Annotated in this window: 15 protein-coding genes and 1 pseudogene; 9 read left to right on the top strand and 7 right to left on the bottom strand. The window is 33.8% G+C overall.

Annotated elements, in window-relative coordinates; genetic code table 11:
- Positions 1 to 91: 91 nt before the first annotated feature.
- Together JF75_RS05645 and JF75_RS05640 are read left to right on the top strand one after the other, a co-directional pair.
- Positions 92 to 619, top strand: coding sequence for an adenine phosphoribosyltransferase (locus JF75_RS05645; protein ID WP_034979564.1), 528 nt, complete (start codon positions 92 to 94; stop codon positions 617 to 619).
- 293 nt (positions 620 to 912) lie between these two features.
- Positions 913 to 1431 carry a GNAT family N-acetyltransferase gene (locus JF75_RS05640; protein ID WP_084605733.1) on the top strand — a complete coding sequence of 173 codons (519 nt, stop codon included), beginning with the start codon at positions 913 to 915 and terminating at the stop codon, positions 1429 to 1431.
- Between the two features lie 398 nt (positions 1432 to 1829).
- Here the strand turns inward: JF75_RS05640 and JF75_RS05635 are convergent, their stop codons facing one another.
- A complete protein-coding gene (locus tag JF75_RS05635) occupies positions 1830 to 4103 on the bottom strand; it encodes an HAD-IC family P-type ATPase (protein WP_046332215.1) in 2274 nt (757 codons plus the stop codon).
- 223 nt (positions 4104 to 4326) lie between these two features.
- Here JF75_RS05635 and JF75_RS05630 point away from each other — a divergent pair, with 223 nt between their 5' ends.
- On the top strand, positions 4327 to 4662 hold the full coding sequence (locus JF75_RS05630; RefSeq protein WP_046332214.1) for a YxeA family protein: 336 nt from the start codon (positions 4327 to 4329) through the stop codon (positions 4660 to 4662).
- Positions 4663 to 4677: 15 nt separating this feature from the next.
- Positions 4678 to 5013, top strand: coding sequence for a YxeA family protein (locus tag JF75_RS05625; protein ID WP_052726877.1), 336 nt, complete (start codon positions 4678 to 4680; stop codon positions 5011 to 5013).
- 58 nt (positions 5014 to 5071) lie between these two features.
- Here JF75_RS05625 and eno read toward each other — a convergent pair whose 3' ends face one another.
- A complete protein-coding gene (gene eno, locus JF75_RS05620; protein WP_034979575.1) occupies positions 5072 to 6358 on the bottom strand; it encodes a phosphopyruvate hydratase in 1287 nt (428 codons plus the stop codon).
- 244 nt (positions 6359 to 6602) lie between these two features.
- On the opposite strand from eno, the gene JF75_RS05615 reads away from it, so the two are divergent.
- Together JF75_RS05615 and JF75_RS05610 are read left to right on the top strand one after the other, a co-directional pair.
- Positions 6603 to 7433 (top strand): DegV family protein, encoded by an 831-nt coding sequence (locus tag JF75_RS05615; RefSeq protein ID WP_046332213.1) that lies wholly within the window; start codon positions 6603 to 6605, stop codon positions 7431 to 7433.
- A gap of 312 nt (positions 7434 to 7745) precedes the next feature.
- The gene (locus JF75_RS05610; protein ID WP_223901654.1) at positions 7746 to 9299 is read left to right on the top strand and encodes an L-lactate permease; all 1554 of its coding nucleotides are present in this window, start codon (positions 7746 to 7748) and stop codon (positions 9297 to 9299) included.
- A 70-nt stretch (positions 9300 to 9369) separates the two neighbouring features.
- On the opposite strand, the gene JF75_RS05605 is transcribed toward JF75_RS05610, so the two are convergent.
- Positions 9370 to 9945, bottom strand: a complete 576-nt coding sequence (locus JF75_RS05605; protein WP_379859272.1) for a phosphatase PAP2 family protein — start codon at positions 9943 to 9945, stop codon at positions 9370 to 9372.
- Between the two features lie 244 nt (positions 9946 to 10189).
- On the opposite strand from JF75_RS05605, the gene JF75_RS05600 reads away from it, so the two are divergent.
- The gene (locus JF75_RS05600; RefSeq protein WP_046332211.1) at positions 10190 to 11110 is read left to right on the top strand and encodes a hypothetical protein; all 921 of its coding nucleotides are present in this window, start codon (positions 10190 to 10192) and stop codon (positions 11108 to 11110) included.
- Positions 11111 to 11322: 212 nt separating this feature from the next.
- Here JF75_RS05600 and JF75_RS10340 read toward each other — a convergent pair.
- Together JF75_RS10340 and JF75_RS05595 are read right to left on the bottom strand one after the other, a co-directional pair.
- A pseudogene (locus JF75_RS10340) lies at positions 11323 to 11485 on the bottom strand (IS3 family transposase); the annotation flags it as partial.
- A 387-nt stretch (positions 11486 to 11872) separates the two neighbouring features.
- A complete protein-coding gene (locus JF75_RS05595) occupies positions 11873 to 12349 on the bottom strand; it encodes a hypothetical protein (RefSeq protein WP_045928187.1) in 477 nt (158 codons plus the stop codon).
- 417 nt (positions 12350 to 12766) lie between these two features.
- On the opposite strand from JF75_RS05595, the gene JF75_RS05590 reads away from it, so the two are divergent.
- Entirely contained in the window at positions 12767 to 13474 is a 708-nt protein-coding gene (locus tag JF75_RS05590) for an AzlC family ABC transporter permease (protein ID WP_046332210.1), read from the top strand.
- Positions 13461 to 13784 (top strand): AzlD domain-containing protein, encoded by a 324-nt coding sequence (locus JF75_RS05585; RefSeq protein WP_046332209.1) that lies wholly within the window; start codon positions 13461 to 13463, stop codon positions 13782 to 13784. Before JF75_RS05590 ends, JF75_RS05585 begins: the two co-directional genes overlap by 14 nt.
- Before the next feature lie 537 nt (positions 13785 to 14321).
- On the opposite strand, the gene JF75_RS10135 is transcribed toward JF75_RS05585, so the two are convergent.
- Both JF75_RS10135 and JF75_RS10735 read right to left on the bottom strand, forming a co-directional pair.
- A complete protein-coding gene (locus tag JF75_RS10135) occupies positions 14322 to 15152 on the bottom strand; it encodes a hypothetical protein (protein WP_052726876.1) in 831 nt (276 codons plus the stop codon).
- Positions 15153 to 15245: 93 nt separating this feature from the next.
- On the bottom strand, positions 15246 to 15380 hold the full coding sequence (locus JF75_RS10735; RefSeq protein WP_280682942.1) for a hypothetical protein: 135 nt from the start codon (positions 15378 to 15380) through the stop codon (positions 15246 to 15248).
- Positions 15381 to 15501 lie beyond the last annotated feature (121 nt).

Below are 15501 nucleotides of genomic sequence, written 5' to 3'. Positions count from 1 at the left end.
CTTTTAATGCTTTTAAGCCCAAAATTTGTTAGAATATAAAGGTCGAATAAGCTTTAGCAAGAAAGTTAAGTTTTTGGAGGTTTTTCTTCTTATGGCAAACGATTTTGAGAAACATATTGCAAGTGTCAAGGATTTTCCGAACAAAGGTATAATCTTTCGGGATATCACTCCTGTGCTACAGGATGGCAAATTGTTTCAAGCAGCTACACACAAGTTAGCTGAATACGTTAAAAGTAAAAATGCCGATATAATTGTCGGTCCCGAAGCTCGTGGATTTATTGTTGGTTGTCCGGTGGCAACAGAATTAGGTATTGGTTTTGTGCCAGCTAGAAAGCCACATAAATTGCCGCGGGAGGTCGAGCGTGCTTCTTATGACCTGGAATATGGTTCAAATAGTTTGGAAATTCATAAAGACGCCATTAAACCCGGTCAGCGTGTTGTGGTTTGTGATGATTTACTTGCTACTGCAGGAACTCTAAGAGCCTGCAAGCAATTAATTGAAAACCTAGGTGGAGAGTTAGTAGGTTCTTGTTTTTATATTGAACTACCAGATCTAAAGGGAAAAGAAAAATTACCAGGACTTGACGTATTTTCTCTAGTCAAATATCATGGTGCTTAATATTTATTAATTGGAACTTTAAGCCTCAAATTTTTAAAAGATAATAAATGTGCATGAAGTGCTCTTTAATAGTTAGATTTTTGTAATCTGCTGCTAAGAGCATTTTTTCATGATTAAATATTTTCAGATAATAAAAGCAGCAAATGATTTAGATTTTGGCATAATTTTAAGATTTCAATAAAAGCGCCTTCTGAAATATGAAAAAAACTTTGAATTTTGAGTCTAAATTTTTTACAAGCTCAGGTCAGGTATATATAATGATACAGTATTTCAAAAAAGGAGAATAGAGTAATTTGCAATTAAGAAGAGCAACAATGGCCGATTTTGACCAAATTATCGCTATTTTAAAAGATGGAGCTAATCAATTAGCTGAACATGGTGTCAATCAATGGCAAGGAGACTATCCTTCTAAAGGTCAAATTAAAGAAGATATTGAAAATGGCTGGGCTTTTTTAGCTGTTTCCGAGGATAAAGAAACTGTTGGTGCAATTGCCATAGTAGATGGCCCTGACCATGTATACGATCACTTGGACGGTAAGTGGCTGAGCAATACGGATAAATATGTTGTTATTCATCGTGTAGCAATTCATTCTCAGCATTCTGGTAAAGGTTATGCTACTAAACTATTACAAGCTGTAATTAATGATATAAAAGTTAATCGTGATGATATTGATTCAATTCGAATTGATACTCACGAAGACAATAAAGCAATGCAGCATTTGATTGCAAAAATGGGTTTTACAAAAGTTGGCCTTTTACATGGTGTTTATCGTCCAAATGAAACATCATATGTATATGAATTAAAAAAGTAAAATCAAAAGATTAATCGTTATTTAAACATAAAAAAATATTGATTTAAAAGTAAAAAAGTTGGATAAAATTGTTTACTTTAGTTATTTTATGTATTAATATAAATATAACGAATGTAATTTAAAGCATTTGTTATAAACGTACAACCAGTGAAAGGGGGGATTCAAGGGTCAACTAGCAATATAACTATCTATCTTTGCTATTGGCTCGCCTCTTATTAAATAATTAACTTTCCTGATTAATTTAACTATTTTTTCCTATTCTAAATTATTATACCAAATAGCATATACAAAACCTTTTTATCGGTGTGATGGAAAAGTCAGGAACTCATCGGTAAACCTTAAAAAACCTGATTACGGAAAATTTCCGCAATCAGGTTTTTCTTTATTTGAATTTAAAATTACCTATTCTTCATTATTGGCTGATAGAATAAATCAATCACGATTGCGGCTATCAAAGCAATAGCAAAAGTAAGCAATAAATTCGTCCAGTTTATTTTTGCCATAGCTATGCCAAACAGCGCTAGGATGACCGTTAGAAGGACGTCTCCTAATTGTGTCAAGCCAACTGCTTTAGACGGATAATCCTGCCAGAAGTATTTCTTTGTTCTGGTAATTAAAACTATGAACATTGCGCTTAAAACCAAATAAACATAAACCATTGTTGATATTGTGCCGTGGCTCCAGCCATGAGTATTGAGATAAGCAATACCTGCTATTCCAATTACCGTCCAACCGAAAGCTAATGAAAAAGCGATTTTAGCTAATTTAGCCATATTCCAGTTTTCTGGTTTATAGGTAATGTGGGTTCTATCAGTACCAATCATCATTGTCACCATATTATTCATGATTGTATATATAACCATAGCGTTTAAGGCCATTGGAATATAGTTAAAGAAAAGGTAGCCAAATGTTAAAAGCATTGTCAACTGCGCAGTTCTGGCCAACTTTGTTAAGGACCAGGTAGTCATTCTTTGGTACACTCTGTGTCCAGCATCAAGTATTTTTACTATTGAAGACAAACCGTCATTTAAAAGCACCATTTTACCAGAACGTTTAGCTACATCGGCGGCATTAGAGACCGCTATACCAACTTCGGCTTGCTTTAGAGCAGGAGAATCATTCACGCCATCTCCAGTCATACCTACTATATAACCTTTCTTCTGGAAGAATTTAACCATGCGCAATTTATCTTCTGGTAAAACGTCTGCAATACCGGCTAGTTTGCTAGTATCTGTTTGGTCAGTAAAATCACGAATAGAGATTACTTCACCTTGCAAGTCAACCTGTTTAGCAACGGCAATAGCAGTTTTCTGGTTATCTCCAGTCAGCATAATGGGTTTTACTCCCCGTTTTCTGAGCTCTTCGAGGGCAGCCTTAGAATCAGATCTCACCATATCTTGCAAAATGAAAACACCGGCCAACTTTTCATCAATTAATAAGGCTACCGAACGTCCAGCACTGAAATCAATTTCTTTTGCCTTTTCGTTAGCATCTTGATCAATTAAGGAAAGTTGTTTAAATGAACCTAGTTTAATATTATGGCCATCACAGGTTGCCATAGAATAGCCAGTGCTTGAAGTAAAAGGCGTGAAGTCGGAAGCTGACTTAATGCTTAATCCTTGTTTTTTAACATATTCGTCAATTGCAGTATCAATGAGTTTTTTGTTTCTCTGATCCGTAGCAGCTGATGCTAATTGTAGAACATCATTATTATTCATTGAACTGAAATTAGTCCATTGGCCAACTGCTGTTTTATTTTCGGTAATTGTTCCTGTTTTGTCTAGCAAAATCAAATTAAGGTTGGCTGCATCTTGAATACCGGTTAAATCAGAAGTTAATACTCCTTCTTTACTCAAACGGGTTGCTTCAAACGAGTTAGAAAGAGCAAATGTGGAAGGCATAGCAACTGGTATTGAAGCAATAAACATCATTGCTAAAAATGGCAGCATGTTAATCAGATTATTTAGGTCACCACCCTTAAAGAAAGAAGCAATGACAATTACTAAGGTCAGAATTCCATCAAGAATGCACAAATAGTAAATAATTTTAGTTAGCAGTTGTTGCAGGTGACCAGGAGCTGCAGAATTATTAATTAAGTTAATTGTCTTACCGGAACGAGAATCAGCACCGGTAGCAGTGACGACTGCTAAGCCATTGCCTTCTGTTACAGTAGTACCGGCAAAGGCTGTATCTTGTGGATTTTTCCGCACTGTTCTTGCTTCGCCTGTAATTGAACTCTCATCAGTAGAAATTTGTCCCTCAATCAGCTTCACATCGGCAGCCAAAACATCCCCAGCTTGCATACTGATTAAGTCACCAGGTACTAAATATTTTGAGTCAATATTCTGCCACTCCCCATCTCTTTGAACAGAAATTGTAGGAGTTAATTTATGTGAAATATTATTCAGAACTCGCCTTGATTGCTTTTTCTTAGAAGCTCCATTCCATGCAGCAAAAAGTAGCATCAATAGCACAAATAATGATTGTATCCATTTTCCTAACACACACTCTAAAAGTAGGGCAGCTTCGAGAATCCATGCTGATAAATTCCATAACTTGGATAAAAATTCTTTAAAAAAGTTGAATTGAGGTTCAGGAACCTCGTTTAATCCATTTTTCTGCAGAAGTTTATCTGCTTCGGCTTGACTTAAGCCAGTAATTTTTTCAGCCATAATTTTACTTCCTTAGTTATAAATACTTAATTTAAATTAGCATAAAAATAAGACTTTTGCTAGCAAATTAGAAATTATCATTTGCAAGTTTGTTTTAATTTTGTATTTAAAATAATTATAGAAAAGTGTAAAATAAGTATAGTAGTGTATTAGTACACCTAAATTTAAATATATCTTTTTAAAAAATCGAATTTATTCGCTTTTAATCTAGGAGGTGGAATTCATGTCAGTTAAAAAATTTATTGTGACTGCACTATTAACACTCACAGCTCTATTTTGCTTACCCTTCTTTGTTCACAATGAGATTATAGATTATTTCAACGTTGCAATTCCTGAAACATATAGTTATGCTAAGGTCCCAAAAAATACGCAAAAATATTTTAATGTTCAAGCTTATGATTCTAAAACCGGCAGAAAGCTTCCGTACAAAATAATAAAAGTAGGAGGCTATGATCCAAGCAGGCAATATATTAAAATTGTCCATAAAGGGCAGTATGTGAAAGAAATTAAATATGTTTCCAAAAAGGAATTTCAAAAGAAAGTTCATTCCGAGAGTTAGATGGAAGGAGATATCATGTTTGAAAAATTTTTGGTTCCAGTTTATGTCTGTTTTCTGATTATGACTAACCAAATTCCATTAGATCATAATTCTTGGATTGATAGAGTTGATCCTGCTATTCCAGAAGTAATTAGTTATGCGCAGGTGCCAAAAAATACGCAAAATTATCTAAACGTTCAGGCCTATAATCCTGATACTGGTAAGAAATTACCATATAAAATTGAAAGAGTAGGTGGTTTTGATCCAAGTAGACAATATATTAAGATCGACCACAAGGGACAGTACGTGAGAAAAATTGACTATATCTCCGAAAGTACTTACTTAAAAGCAATTAGTCAAAAAGACGACTAGCCATAAAAATAGCACAAAAAAAGCCTGCAGCAATGCAGGCTTTTTTCAGGCTAACAAATTAATCTTTGTCAACGCTGTCTGGGAAAGTAGCTAAACGCTCGCCTTCACCAAGTTCTTCTTCGATTTCAAGTAAACGGTTGTACTTTTCAACACGTTCTGAACGAGCAGGTGCACCAGTCTTCAATTGACCACCGTTAACAGCAACGGCAAAGTCAGCGATGAATGTGTCACCAGTTTCACCTGAACGGTGAGAAATCATGGTGTTGTAGCCATTCTTACGTGAAAGACGGATAGTTTCCAAAGTTTCAGTAACAGTACCAATTTGGTTTAACTTAATCAATGAAGCGTTACCGGCACCTTCCTTAATAGCTTTAGTCAAAAGCTTAGGGTTAGTACAAATGAAGTCATCCAAAACAATTTGAATTCTGTCTTTGTGGCTTTGAGTAAATTTAATCATGCCATCAACATCATTTTCATCGTATGGGTCTTCAATTGAAATTAATTCTGGGAACTCGTCAAGTAACTTGTCGTAGTATTGAGCTAATTCTTCATCGTTAAATACTTTACCTTCGAAGTGGTACTTGCCGTCTTCTTTGTTGTAGAAGTAGGAAGCAGCACAGTCACAAGCAATGGCAATATCTTCACCAGGCTTGTAGCCAGCCTTAACGATAGCGTCGTGTAAAGCTTGCAAAGCTTCTTCAGAGTTCTTCATATTAGGTGCGAAACCACCTTCATCACCAAGGCCAGTTTCGTAACCCATGTCTTCAAGAACTTTCTTCAAAGTATGGTAAGTGTTAACGATCTTTTCAAAACCATCGCGGAAAGAAGTCTTCTTAACTGGAGTGATCATGAATTCTTGCACGTCGATACCATTGTCAGCGTGCTCACCACCGTTAATAACGTTGTGGAAAGTTTGTGGCATTTCAAGATCAGTGCCGCCAAGGTATCTATATAAAGGTTGGTGGCTGTCTTTTGCTGCAGCAGCTGCAGTAGCCATTGATACGCCTAAAATAGCGTTAGCACCAAGTTCAGCCTTGTTAGGGGTGCCATCTAATTCGATCATTACACGGTCAATGTTTGCTTGATCATGTGGATCCAGACCTTTTAATGCCTTAGCAATTTTAGTATTTACGTTTTCAACGGCTTTGGAAACACCTTTACCGCCTACACGACTGCCGCCATCACGTAATTCAACTGCTTCATTTTCACCAGTTGAAGCGCCTGATGGAACTTCAGCTTTACCAACAACACCGTTTGATAAGGTTACAAAAGCCTCAACAGTTGGATTACCACGTGAATCATAGATTTCCAGTGCATGAACATTTTCAATGACTGATTTTAACATCTAAAAACCTCCTAAATAATAAATGCTGTACAAATTTTTATAAGTACATACATTAGTGGAGCACACGCTCCATATCTACACCACAAATTTTAGCTTAAGTTTGTGATTATGTAAACATTTGTAACCGATTTCTAATGTTAAAAAATATTAAAAAAATTTTTATCGCTTTTTTCTGGTATTTGATTTATTATTTAGCTATATATCTTTTTGAATATATAGTTTATTTATATAAGGATACACAAATATGGATAAAGTAAAGTTAATAATAGACTCTGGCGCAAATGACAGAGCAAATGAAAATCTGACTGTTGTGCCATTAACTATGACAATTGCAGGAAAAGATTTTGTTGATGACGAAAATCTTGATATCAATGAATTCATTAGCAGCATGGAGAAAAACACGGAGGAGGGCAAAACTTCCTGTCCCAGCATTAATGAGTGGCTTGAGGCCTTAAAAGGATCTGAATTTGCAATAATGATGACAATTACTAGTGGACTTAGTGGCAGCTTTTCATCTGCTTTTCAAGCTAAACAAATATATGAAAAAGATCATCCTGATAGCCATGTAATTGTGATTGATTCAAGGACTGCTGGCCCAGAGATTTCAGTTATTCTACAAGAAATTCGGAAATTGGTTAATAGCAAAACTCGTTTTGTAGATTTGGAACAAAAAATATCTGATTATAAGACACACACTCATTTGTTGTTCGTATTAAAATCACTGCATAATTTAGCACTCAATGGGCGAGTTAATATGGCCGTGGCTAAAGTCGCTAAAGTTTTAAATATTGATGTAGTAGGTACTGCCAGTGAAGAGGGTAAGCTAGAGCCTTTAGCAAAAGTACGTGGAATAAAGCGTGCCTTTAAAGAAGTTCTGAAATTAATGAGTGAAATGAAATACAAGGGTGGTAATTTAATTATTGATCATTGTAAAAATGAAAAAGATGCTGAAAGTTTAAAAGCAAAAATTTTAGCATTTTATCCAGAAGCAGAGATCAAAATTCGCTCAATGAGGGGACTTTGCACGTTTTATGCCGAAGAAGGCAGTTTGATGGTTGGTTTTGACGATTTGTAATTTTGTGGCAAATAAAAAATTCCTTTTTTACACTTGTTCTCTATCTAACAGAATATAAAAAAAGGTGATTTAGCCCTAGCTTAATAAAGTTAGGACTATTTTTTTGTTGATTAATGAAAGCGCTTAAATACAAAAGCTTGTGAAGTTAAATTCATCTTCAAAAGCGCATTACATAGTGCTATAATGAAATTAGATAGCGCTTACATCACAAACTCATATAGTGTTGTCTAATAAGTTTTATCAAGTTCTATGTTAGAAAGTGAGAGAAATTAATTTAGCACTTGTTAAATTGATTTCGTCGGAGGAATAAAAATGGATATACTTAAAACAGTTCTTGCGATCATCCCTATCGTTTGGCTGATACTTTCCTTGGGTGTTTTTCGCATTCGAGGAGATTTGTCGTGCTTAATCGGCTTTGCTTTATCAATAATTCTCAGTATTGTCGGTTTCCACTTTTCGTTTTCAAACAGTATTACTGCCGGAATTGATGGCATAATTATGGCTTTATGGCCAATAATTTATGTTATTATTTCCGCTCTGTTTATCTACAATATCAGTAGAAAATCAGGGGGAATGGATACAATAATGTCTATGTTAACTTCAATTACTAAGGATATGAGATTCTTAGTATTGATCTTAGCATGGGGATTAGGCGGATTTTTGGAAGCCATTGCCGGTTTCGGTACTGCGGTAGCGATCCCTGCAAGTATCCTAATTATGTTGGGTATGAGTCCTATTAAAGCAGCCGTGGTTTGTTTGGTAGCAAATACTGCTCCTACTGCTTTTGGTGCCGTTGGTTTGCCAGTAACAACTCTGGCTAAAGTAACAGGTCTAGGAGTTACTGAGTTAGGTTATTTAATTGCTATACAATTATTTGTTTTAATGATGATAGTTCCATTCGTTTTGGTCATGATGACTGAAGGTAAGGGACTTAAGTCATTTAAAGGAAAAGGTGTTTTGGTTTGCACCTTGGTAGCTGGTTTAACATTTGCGGTTCCAGAAATTTTCATTACTAAATATTTAGGTCCTGAACTACCATCAATTGTAGGTTCAATAGTTTGTTTACTATGTTTAGTAATTATTATTAAGAAATATAGCAGCAAAGATGAAGTTGCATCCGCTAGTGCTGAAAAGGACGATAAAGCTCCAATTTCAACTGCTGATAAAATCAAGGCTTGGGTACCATTTATTTTGGTATTTTGCTTTATCATTTTCACTTCATCAATGTTCCCAGCAATTCATAATGCACTAGCAAGCGTTAAAACCAGTTTCCACTTCTATAATGGTGCAAATGCCAAGCCAGTTGACATTGACTGGTTGTCATCACCGGGTACTTTAATTTTACTGTCGAGTATCATTGGTGGTGCTATTCAAGGTTTGTCATTTAAGGAAATGTTTTCCGTTTTGACAAGTACTATCAAGCAATTGGTTAAAACAATTATCACTGTTTGTTCTATTGTGGGCTTGTCCAAAGTAATGGGTTACAGCGGAATGATTGATGTCATTGCAGTTAGCCTCGTAACTTTAACTGGTGCATTTTACCCAGTAATTTCACCAATCATCGGTGTTCTAGGTATCTTTATCACTGGTAGTGATACTTCAGCTAACGTTCTCTTTGGTGAATTGCAAGTACAAGCTGCCCACGCACTGAAAGTAAGTCCATACTGGCTGGCAGCTGCTAACATGGTTGGTGCTACCGCCGGTAAGATGCTTTCACCACAGAACATCGCAATTGCTACAGGAGCTACTGGCCTTGAGGGTAAAGAAGGAGTTATTCTTAAGAAAGCTCTGCCTCATTGTGCATGGTACACTGCATTATTGTGTGTGATCGTGTTTGTGTTAGGAAAGATGCTTAGTTTCCTATAAATTGTTTCTATATAATAATTATCGATAAGCAAAAACAACCTCAAACCAAAAGTTTGGGGCTGTTTTGTTTTTAAATAACCATTAAAAGTAATTGTTGAGAAATACTAAAACAAAAGACGGCTAGAGAGGTGGCGCCGATAATATCTGATGGAAAGTGGGCTTTGAGACTGATACGAGAAATGACAACCATTAGCCAAATTGCAAGTAAAATCCATAAAAGTCTATTACCTAATTGACCTGCAAAAAGTCGCCAGATAATTAAAGCCATAACAGTACTTCCTAAGACATGACCACTTGGAAAGCTATAGCCTTCTTCTAAATCTGAATGCAGAATTGGACGTTTTCTGCGCATCCATTTTTTTAAAAAAATCCCAATCAAATCGGTAAAGCCTAATGTAAATAAGGCCCAGAAGGCAAGTAAATTTTCATTATTACTAATTAAAAAACTTGCTAAAAATACATCCAAAACAACCAGCAGTTTAGGATCGTTAATAAATGCAATTATTTGCCAGCCAATGCCATCACGCCTTCTAATCAATTTGTGGTGCAGCCAGTGATCGAATAGATTGAAACGCCGTGAATTTCTGACATTAAAGATAAGTAGTATTAGTATTAGAGCAGATAATAAAGATATCCAAAAATTAATATTCAAAACACATCCCTACCTATAATTTATATTCGCTTGTATTTTAACAGCAACATGGCAAAGCATAAAAATTAAAATCTACTCTTGAGCAAAACTTAATATTTGTAATTTAAAGGAAATTCAGAATTTGAACTTTACTAAAATTAGTTTTAGCAAGGTAATTACTTTAAAAAAAAGCTTGACTTTAATTAAAACCAACTTAAAATTATCATTATCAAGTTAGGGCGTAATTTAGGAGGAAAAAATGAATAATAATCACACTTCTAAGCAAGAGACTGTGGGTGAAGCTATACGTGATATTGCTCACCATGAACATAACTTTGCTTTAGCTGATAATTCTACTAACCATCTTGGTGATCTCGTTATTTATGGCACCCTTTATCTTTTTACACTTTTATTTTCTGATATTTGGTTTGACTGGCTGTTTGTATTGTTGGCTATTGTTGCAATCATTAGCGTAATCCGTTATCAAAACTTCTTGCGACACAAGGTTAATTCCCAAAAAATGACTTCGTTTTTCGTAAATACTAGTTTGATTTCAACTGGTGTGAGGTGTTTTGTAATAGGAAACGCACCATTACTAGCTCTTAGTATGCATACTCAGGGAAAATTTAACTTCTCCATTTCTTTGCTGGTTGGCTTAATTACTGCTTTGATTGGAACGACTTGTCAATATCATTACCTGACTAATCATCAAGTCATTGACAGGCAAAAGGAATCACCAAGCAAGACCTGCAAAAAAGCTTTTGATTTTAGTATTAAAAGTTGCAAAAAGGGTTATGTCAACCAAGGCTTTTTCTTTGATATTGCGTGTGGTTTTGCCCTTTTGGCAAATCATTTTTCTTATAAAGAATTCATCTTAGTTAAATTTGAAGCTTGGCAATTTGTTTTAATTACTATTTTAATAGTATTGGGTACAGTTCTGTTTCAAAGGTTTTTACACAATAAAGTTGTTACAAATAATATAAGTAAAGGCTTTAAGTGGGGTACTTTATTAATGACGGCTGCGCGCGGCTATCTCATAAGTATTGCACCATGGGTTGCAGTGTGTCTGTTCACGGGCAATTCAATCAATTGGTTAGCGGCAAACCTGTTAGGTATATTTGTTGCACTTATTGGAACTGTATTGCAATACAAATATTTACATAAAGTCAGAGTCTTTTAAATGCAGAGCTAAGTATGAATATATTTGACTATGAGGACACTGATACAAAGATAAGCCAGTAAAAGTAATTTCTTTTACTGGCTTTTTTAATATTGAGAGCAGATTTGCTTATAAAGTTCGATTCTATGAAGTTTTAGATAATTAGCTTGAATAAAAAGCAATTTATACAATAGTGATGTGAACCCTAAAATTAGGACACTTTATATAAGCTGCTAACTGAGGACTACCTTCCAATATTCAATTTGAGTTAGTCCTTTTAGTTTGATCCTGATTCTTTTCTTATTGTAATACTCAATGTAGTCTCTGATTGCGTCTTCCAGTTCATTCAGATTTTTAAAACTTCTTTTCAAATCCATAAAAACATTTTCCGTTTAAGTATGACAAGTTAGGCCATCCAATGCTGGATACCTGAGCGAAGCCTGCCTTAACATGTCGATAGCAAATTTAAGAATTAAGCAACGAAATGGTATAGGAAATAATCTTATGGATGCAACCGTCAAGAATAGGCGTCAAGTAAGTCTTCTGTCCCTTGATATTGAACTCTATCGCATCTGAATACCAAATATGATTGGGAAAAAATGCACTGAAGTTTGTTTTAAGCAAGATCAGATTGGCAAAAAACAAAGTAAAAGAAAAAGAATCAAACAGTTTATTAGCAGCTTGATTCTCTTTAAATTACTCCTTATCAACACGATCTGACAAAGAACTATTTTATATGAAATAAAATAGTTCTTTGTCAGAAGACTGTCCGATGGCAACTGACTATTTGCCCAATTGTTTCTTATAATTACCTTTAGTTTGATAAGAATAATCATGCTTTATTTTGTTTCTTGTATAGACAGAGAAATATCCCATATTGTAATATGATTTCATTACACGTTTGCCATAAATTTTTCTTTTGGATAACCAAAAAGAACCAACTTCTTGATAATGATAGTTAAACTTATTCAAGACATAATAGGGTCTGCCATTTTGCTTATAACGCGTGACATGTAATTTTTTATATCCTTTTTTATTCAAGCTACAAAGGACTTGACCATTTTGTATAAATGCATGTTTAGTAATCTTTATATGATTCCATTTGTTATGCCCTTTATATTCGTACCAAGTACCTCTTAGTTCTGTGGGAGTAGCATTATGCCCTACATATTTGGCCTCTACTTTTGAAGAAAAGACCAGTCCAGTTGCAACTAATATTAATATAGAAACTAATCTTACCAAAGTTTTCTTTAATTTCATTTTATTCTCACCTTCCATTAAATTTTATCACTGAAATAAAAGGCCAGCAATTTATAATTTTATAACAATAAAGCCTGATTCAAGCGTCTTTTTGTAAATTTATCCGTATTGATTCGACTCATAAATTTACCCCTCAGACTCAAAATTTTTATAAACTTATAGAACTTTATTCTTTGTCAAGCTAACATTTTAGATTCTTAAAAATATTTCAAAATACTTGTTTTCTTAGGTTCGAAAGGCAAATGTCCTGATTAGAAGGATTAACAGCAAACTTTTAAAAAAAATTTCGAAAATATAATGTTGTAAAAATTAAAAACAAATGGTAAGCTACGAAATAATTTAAATATTTTTAACTACATTATTCATGGTACAACTAACTACATTATTTGATGAATTTTCACAAAAGAGGGTGAAAGAATGGATACTTACTTAACCAAAAAATCAGCAATTAAAGAATCAATTCCAACAATTTTCGGGTATATTGGCATAAGTATGGCTTTTGGAATTATTGGCAAAGCTAGTGGCTTTTCTACTTTAGAAGTTTCTTTAATGTCGCTTTTAATATATGCCGGATCCGTTCAATTAACCACTCTGAATATGCTAGTTGCCGGTAGTCCCATAGCTTCAATTGTTTTAGCAGCTTTCTTAGTCAACTCCCGAGTAATACTTATGAGCACGACTGTAGCAGGTTACTTAAAGCAGGAAAATTTAAAAAGGAATATTTTAATAGGAACATTTCTCACAGATGAGAGTTTTGCTCTAAGTATGAATAAAATCAATTATACAAATGACAAGTTAAATTTTACCTGGTTTAATACAGTAAATATTGTTTCTTACTTAACTTGGCAAGTTGGAACACTTTTAGGAGTAGTATTGGGCAGTTTTATAACTGATCCCAAAAAATTAGGGCTTGACTTTGCTATTGTAGCAATGTTTATCGGTTTACTTTATTTGCAGATAATTGGGGACAAAAAACTAAATAAAGTACTCCAAATAATTGTGATATTAATTTCTTTTGCGCTGACATATTTACTGACAATTATTTTACCTGCCAACTTAGTGGTAATAGTCGTAACCTTAATTGGTTGTAGTTTAGGAATGGTAATAAAGCATGTCTTCTTCTGAATACATTTTAACGACAATCATGTTCTGTGGAATCACCACCTTGTTATCTAGAGTGATACCATTTGTCTTGTTGAAAAAATTCACCTTGCCGCCAAAATTAGTTGAATTTTTGTCTTTTGTGCCTATAGTAATAATGGCCGCTCTTTGGTTTAGTAACCTATTAATAGCAAAACCAGGTCATTTGCCTCAATTTAACATGCAGTACGCTTTGGCTTCATTGCCAACATTTATTTCCGCAATTATTAGTAAGTCTCTCTTAATCATTGTGATAGTTGGTATGACTTCACTAGCAGTTCTTCGTTTAATTTAAAAAAAGAATGGTACTGTGTAAATTAAATACTAAAGTCGATCACCTTGTAAACATTTTTTATATTTTATAAATAGTTTGTAGTTTATTTATAATGTACAGAGTAAGAAAAAGCATGTAAAAAAGCATTGTGCTATATTGCTCAATGCCTTTTTGTAAAACAAAAAATATATAAGATTATTTTCATAGTAATGATAAAAGAAGGGTGCAGTTTATTTTTATAAAAATAATAGAAAATGAAATTTAGTAATTAATAATTAATTTTAAAGTTGGCGAACATTTTTATATGCTATTGACGATTTTTTCGATATTATCATCTTGCTGTGCTTTAGATTGATCAAGCATATAGGCATAAGTTTTTGCAGTTATTGTCATGTATGAGTTTCCTAAACGTTTTGAAATAGCATATAAATCAATTCCTTTACTGCTATGATAGAGAATGCAAAAGGTCATAAAAGTGTTGTATTTGTGTTACTTCTAAGAAATCTAAATTCGAACTGTGATCTCTTAGAGGTTTTTTGTTTTTTAAATATTTAAATCTTATTTTTTACTTAAGCCAATTAATTCTATAGTAGACAATATAACTTCTCCAGCAGTTAAATCAGCCGTTACTTTGCTGACTTGACCTTTTTCAGTATCTTTGCCTAATATTTCGTTTAAATTATTGTCAGACCCATCTTCTGATATCAAGTTACCTCTGCCTTTTATTGGCCGTATGACATACCTTCCGGGTTTAATATCAAGTCCTACTAACCATATACCAGCACTTATTTTTGTTTTATATGTATATTTATCTGGTGTTGGCGTGAAGCTTGTAGACTCTATCCAGTCTAACTTGATTTTGTCATTTTTTACTAAGTTAGTAGTAAAAGAAGTTAACTGATCTCCTTTATCATCGTTTCCTAAAATAACGTTAATAGTGAAATCGCTGTTAGATAAATTACCACTGCCCTTAACAGCTTTAATAACGTACCTGCCTGGCTTTATATCTCTACCGACCTTATACTTACCAGCGCCTAAAGTAACTGCTTTAGCTGTGTTCTTCACTGGTATAAATTTGGAAACCTTTTTTGAAGCATAGTCTGAAAGCTTTTTCCTCTTTTTTACAGGAGATGGTTTTATTGAATGAGTTGCGGTAGTTTTGTATGTTTCATCATGACTCTCGACTTTATTTGAAGTTGATACAAAGAAACCATAAATTAAAACTAGTATTAGTCCCCATACCCACCAACGTTTCACTAATGGCTCATTTGATGGATTTTTACTTGGTGTTAATGCTTCTTTATAATCTTTGCTATTTTTTGATTTTCTGTCGCTAATAATCATGTAAATAACAAATATTATTAGTGCAATTATCCATAAAAATTTCATTTGCCTTCTCCCATTATATTTTTAACAATACAATTACAATTTACCATTTTTATAAATGTCTTAAAAGAATAAATTGGCATATGTTTTTCAATGCTATTGAACAGCGTATTCTACATGGACAACTTTACTTAAAATTTTTCCCGGCTTATCTTTGTTTAAAACAATTGAATCATAATCATTATTTTCAGGAATTAGAAGCTGCATGGAATTACCTTTGCAATATAACATAAACAGCTTATTAGGAGGCACATGGTCAAAAGTTAGATTACGGTATCATTCAACATTTTGCTCGGCAGAAATAGTCCAAAAAATTATAAACTGGTAAAATTCAAAACTCAAAAAAGTATGT

The organism is Lactobacillus kimbladii, from assembly GCF_000970755.1.
In the GTDB taxonomy this organism is placed as follows: Bacteria; Bacillota; Bacilli; order Lactobacillales; family Lactobacillaceae; genus Lactobacillus; species Lactobacillus kimbladii.
This window is presented reverse-complemented; position numbering and strand designations above follow the sequence as displayed.

Coding starts and splice junctions, on each gene's coding strand:
- JF75_RS05595 (WP_045928187.1), bottom strand. CDS start 12,349: ATGAAATTAAAGAAAACTTTGGTAAGATTAGTTTCTATATTAATATTA.
- JF75_RS05585 (WP_046332209.1), top strand. CDS start 13,461: ATGTCTTCTTCTGAATACATTTTAACGACAATCATGTTCTGTGGAATC.
- JF75_RS05615 (WP_046332213.1), top strand. CDS start 6,603: ATGGATAAAGTAAAGTTAATAATAGACTCTGGCGCAAATGACAGAGCA.
- JF75_RS10735 (WP_280682942.1), bottom strand. CDS start 15,380: ATGTTATATTGCAAAGGTAATTCCATGCAGCTTCTAATTCCTGAAAAT.
- JF75_RS05635 (WP_046332215.1), bottom strand. CDS start 4,103: ATGGCTGAAAAAATTACTGGCTTAAGTCAAGCCGAAGCAGATAAACTT.
- JF75_RS05590 (WP_046332210.1), top strand. CDS start 12,767: ATGGATACTTACTTAACCAAAAAATCAGCAATTAAAGAATCAATTCCA.
- JF75_RS05600 (WP_046332211.1), top strand. CDS start 10,190: ATGAATAATAATCACACTTCTAAGCAAGAGACTGTGGGTGAAGCTATA.
- eno (WP_034979575.1), bottom strand. CDS start 6,358: ATGTTAAAATCAGTCATTGAAAATGTTCATGCACTGGAAATCTATGAT.
- JF75_RS05630 (WP_046332214.1), top strand. CDS start 4,327: ATGTCAGTTAAAAAATTTATTGTGACTGCACTATTAACACTCACAGCT.
- JF75_RS10135 (WP_052726876.1), bottom strand. CDS start 15,152: ATGAAATTTTTATGGATAATTGCACTAATAATATTTGTTATTTACATG.
- JF75_RS05610 (WP_223901654.1), top strand. CDS start 7,746: ATGGATATACTTAAAACAGTTCTTGCGATCATCCCTATCGTTTGGCTG.
- JF75_RS05625 (WP_052726877.1), top strand. CDS start 4,678: ATGTTTGAAAAATTTTTGGTTCCAGTTTATGTCTGTTTTCTGATTATG.
- JF75_RS05645 (WP_034979564.1), top strand. CDS start 92: ATGGCAAACGATTTTGAGAAACATATTGCAAGTGTCAAGGATTTTCCG.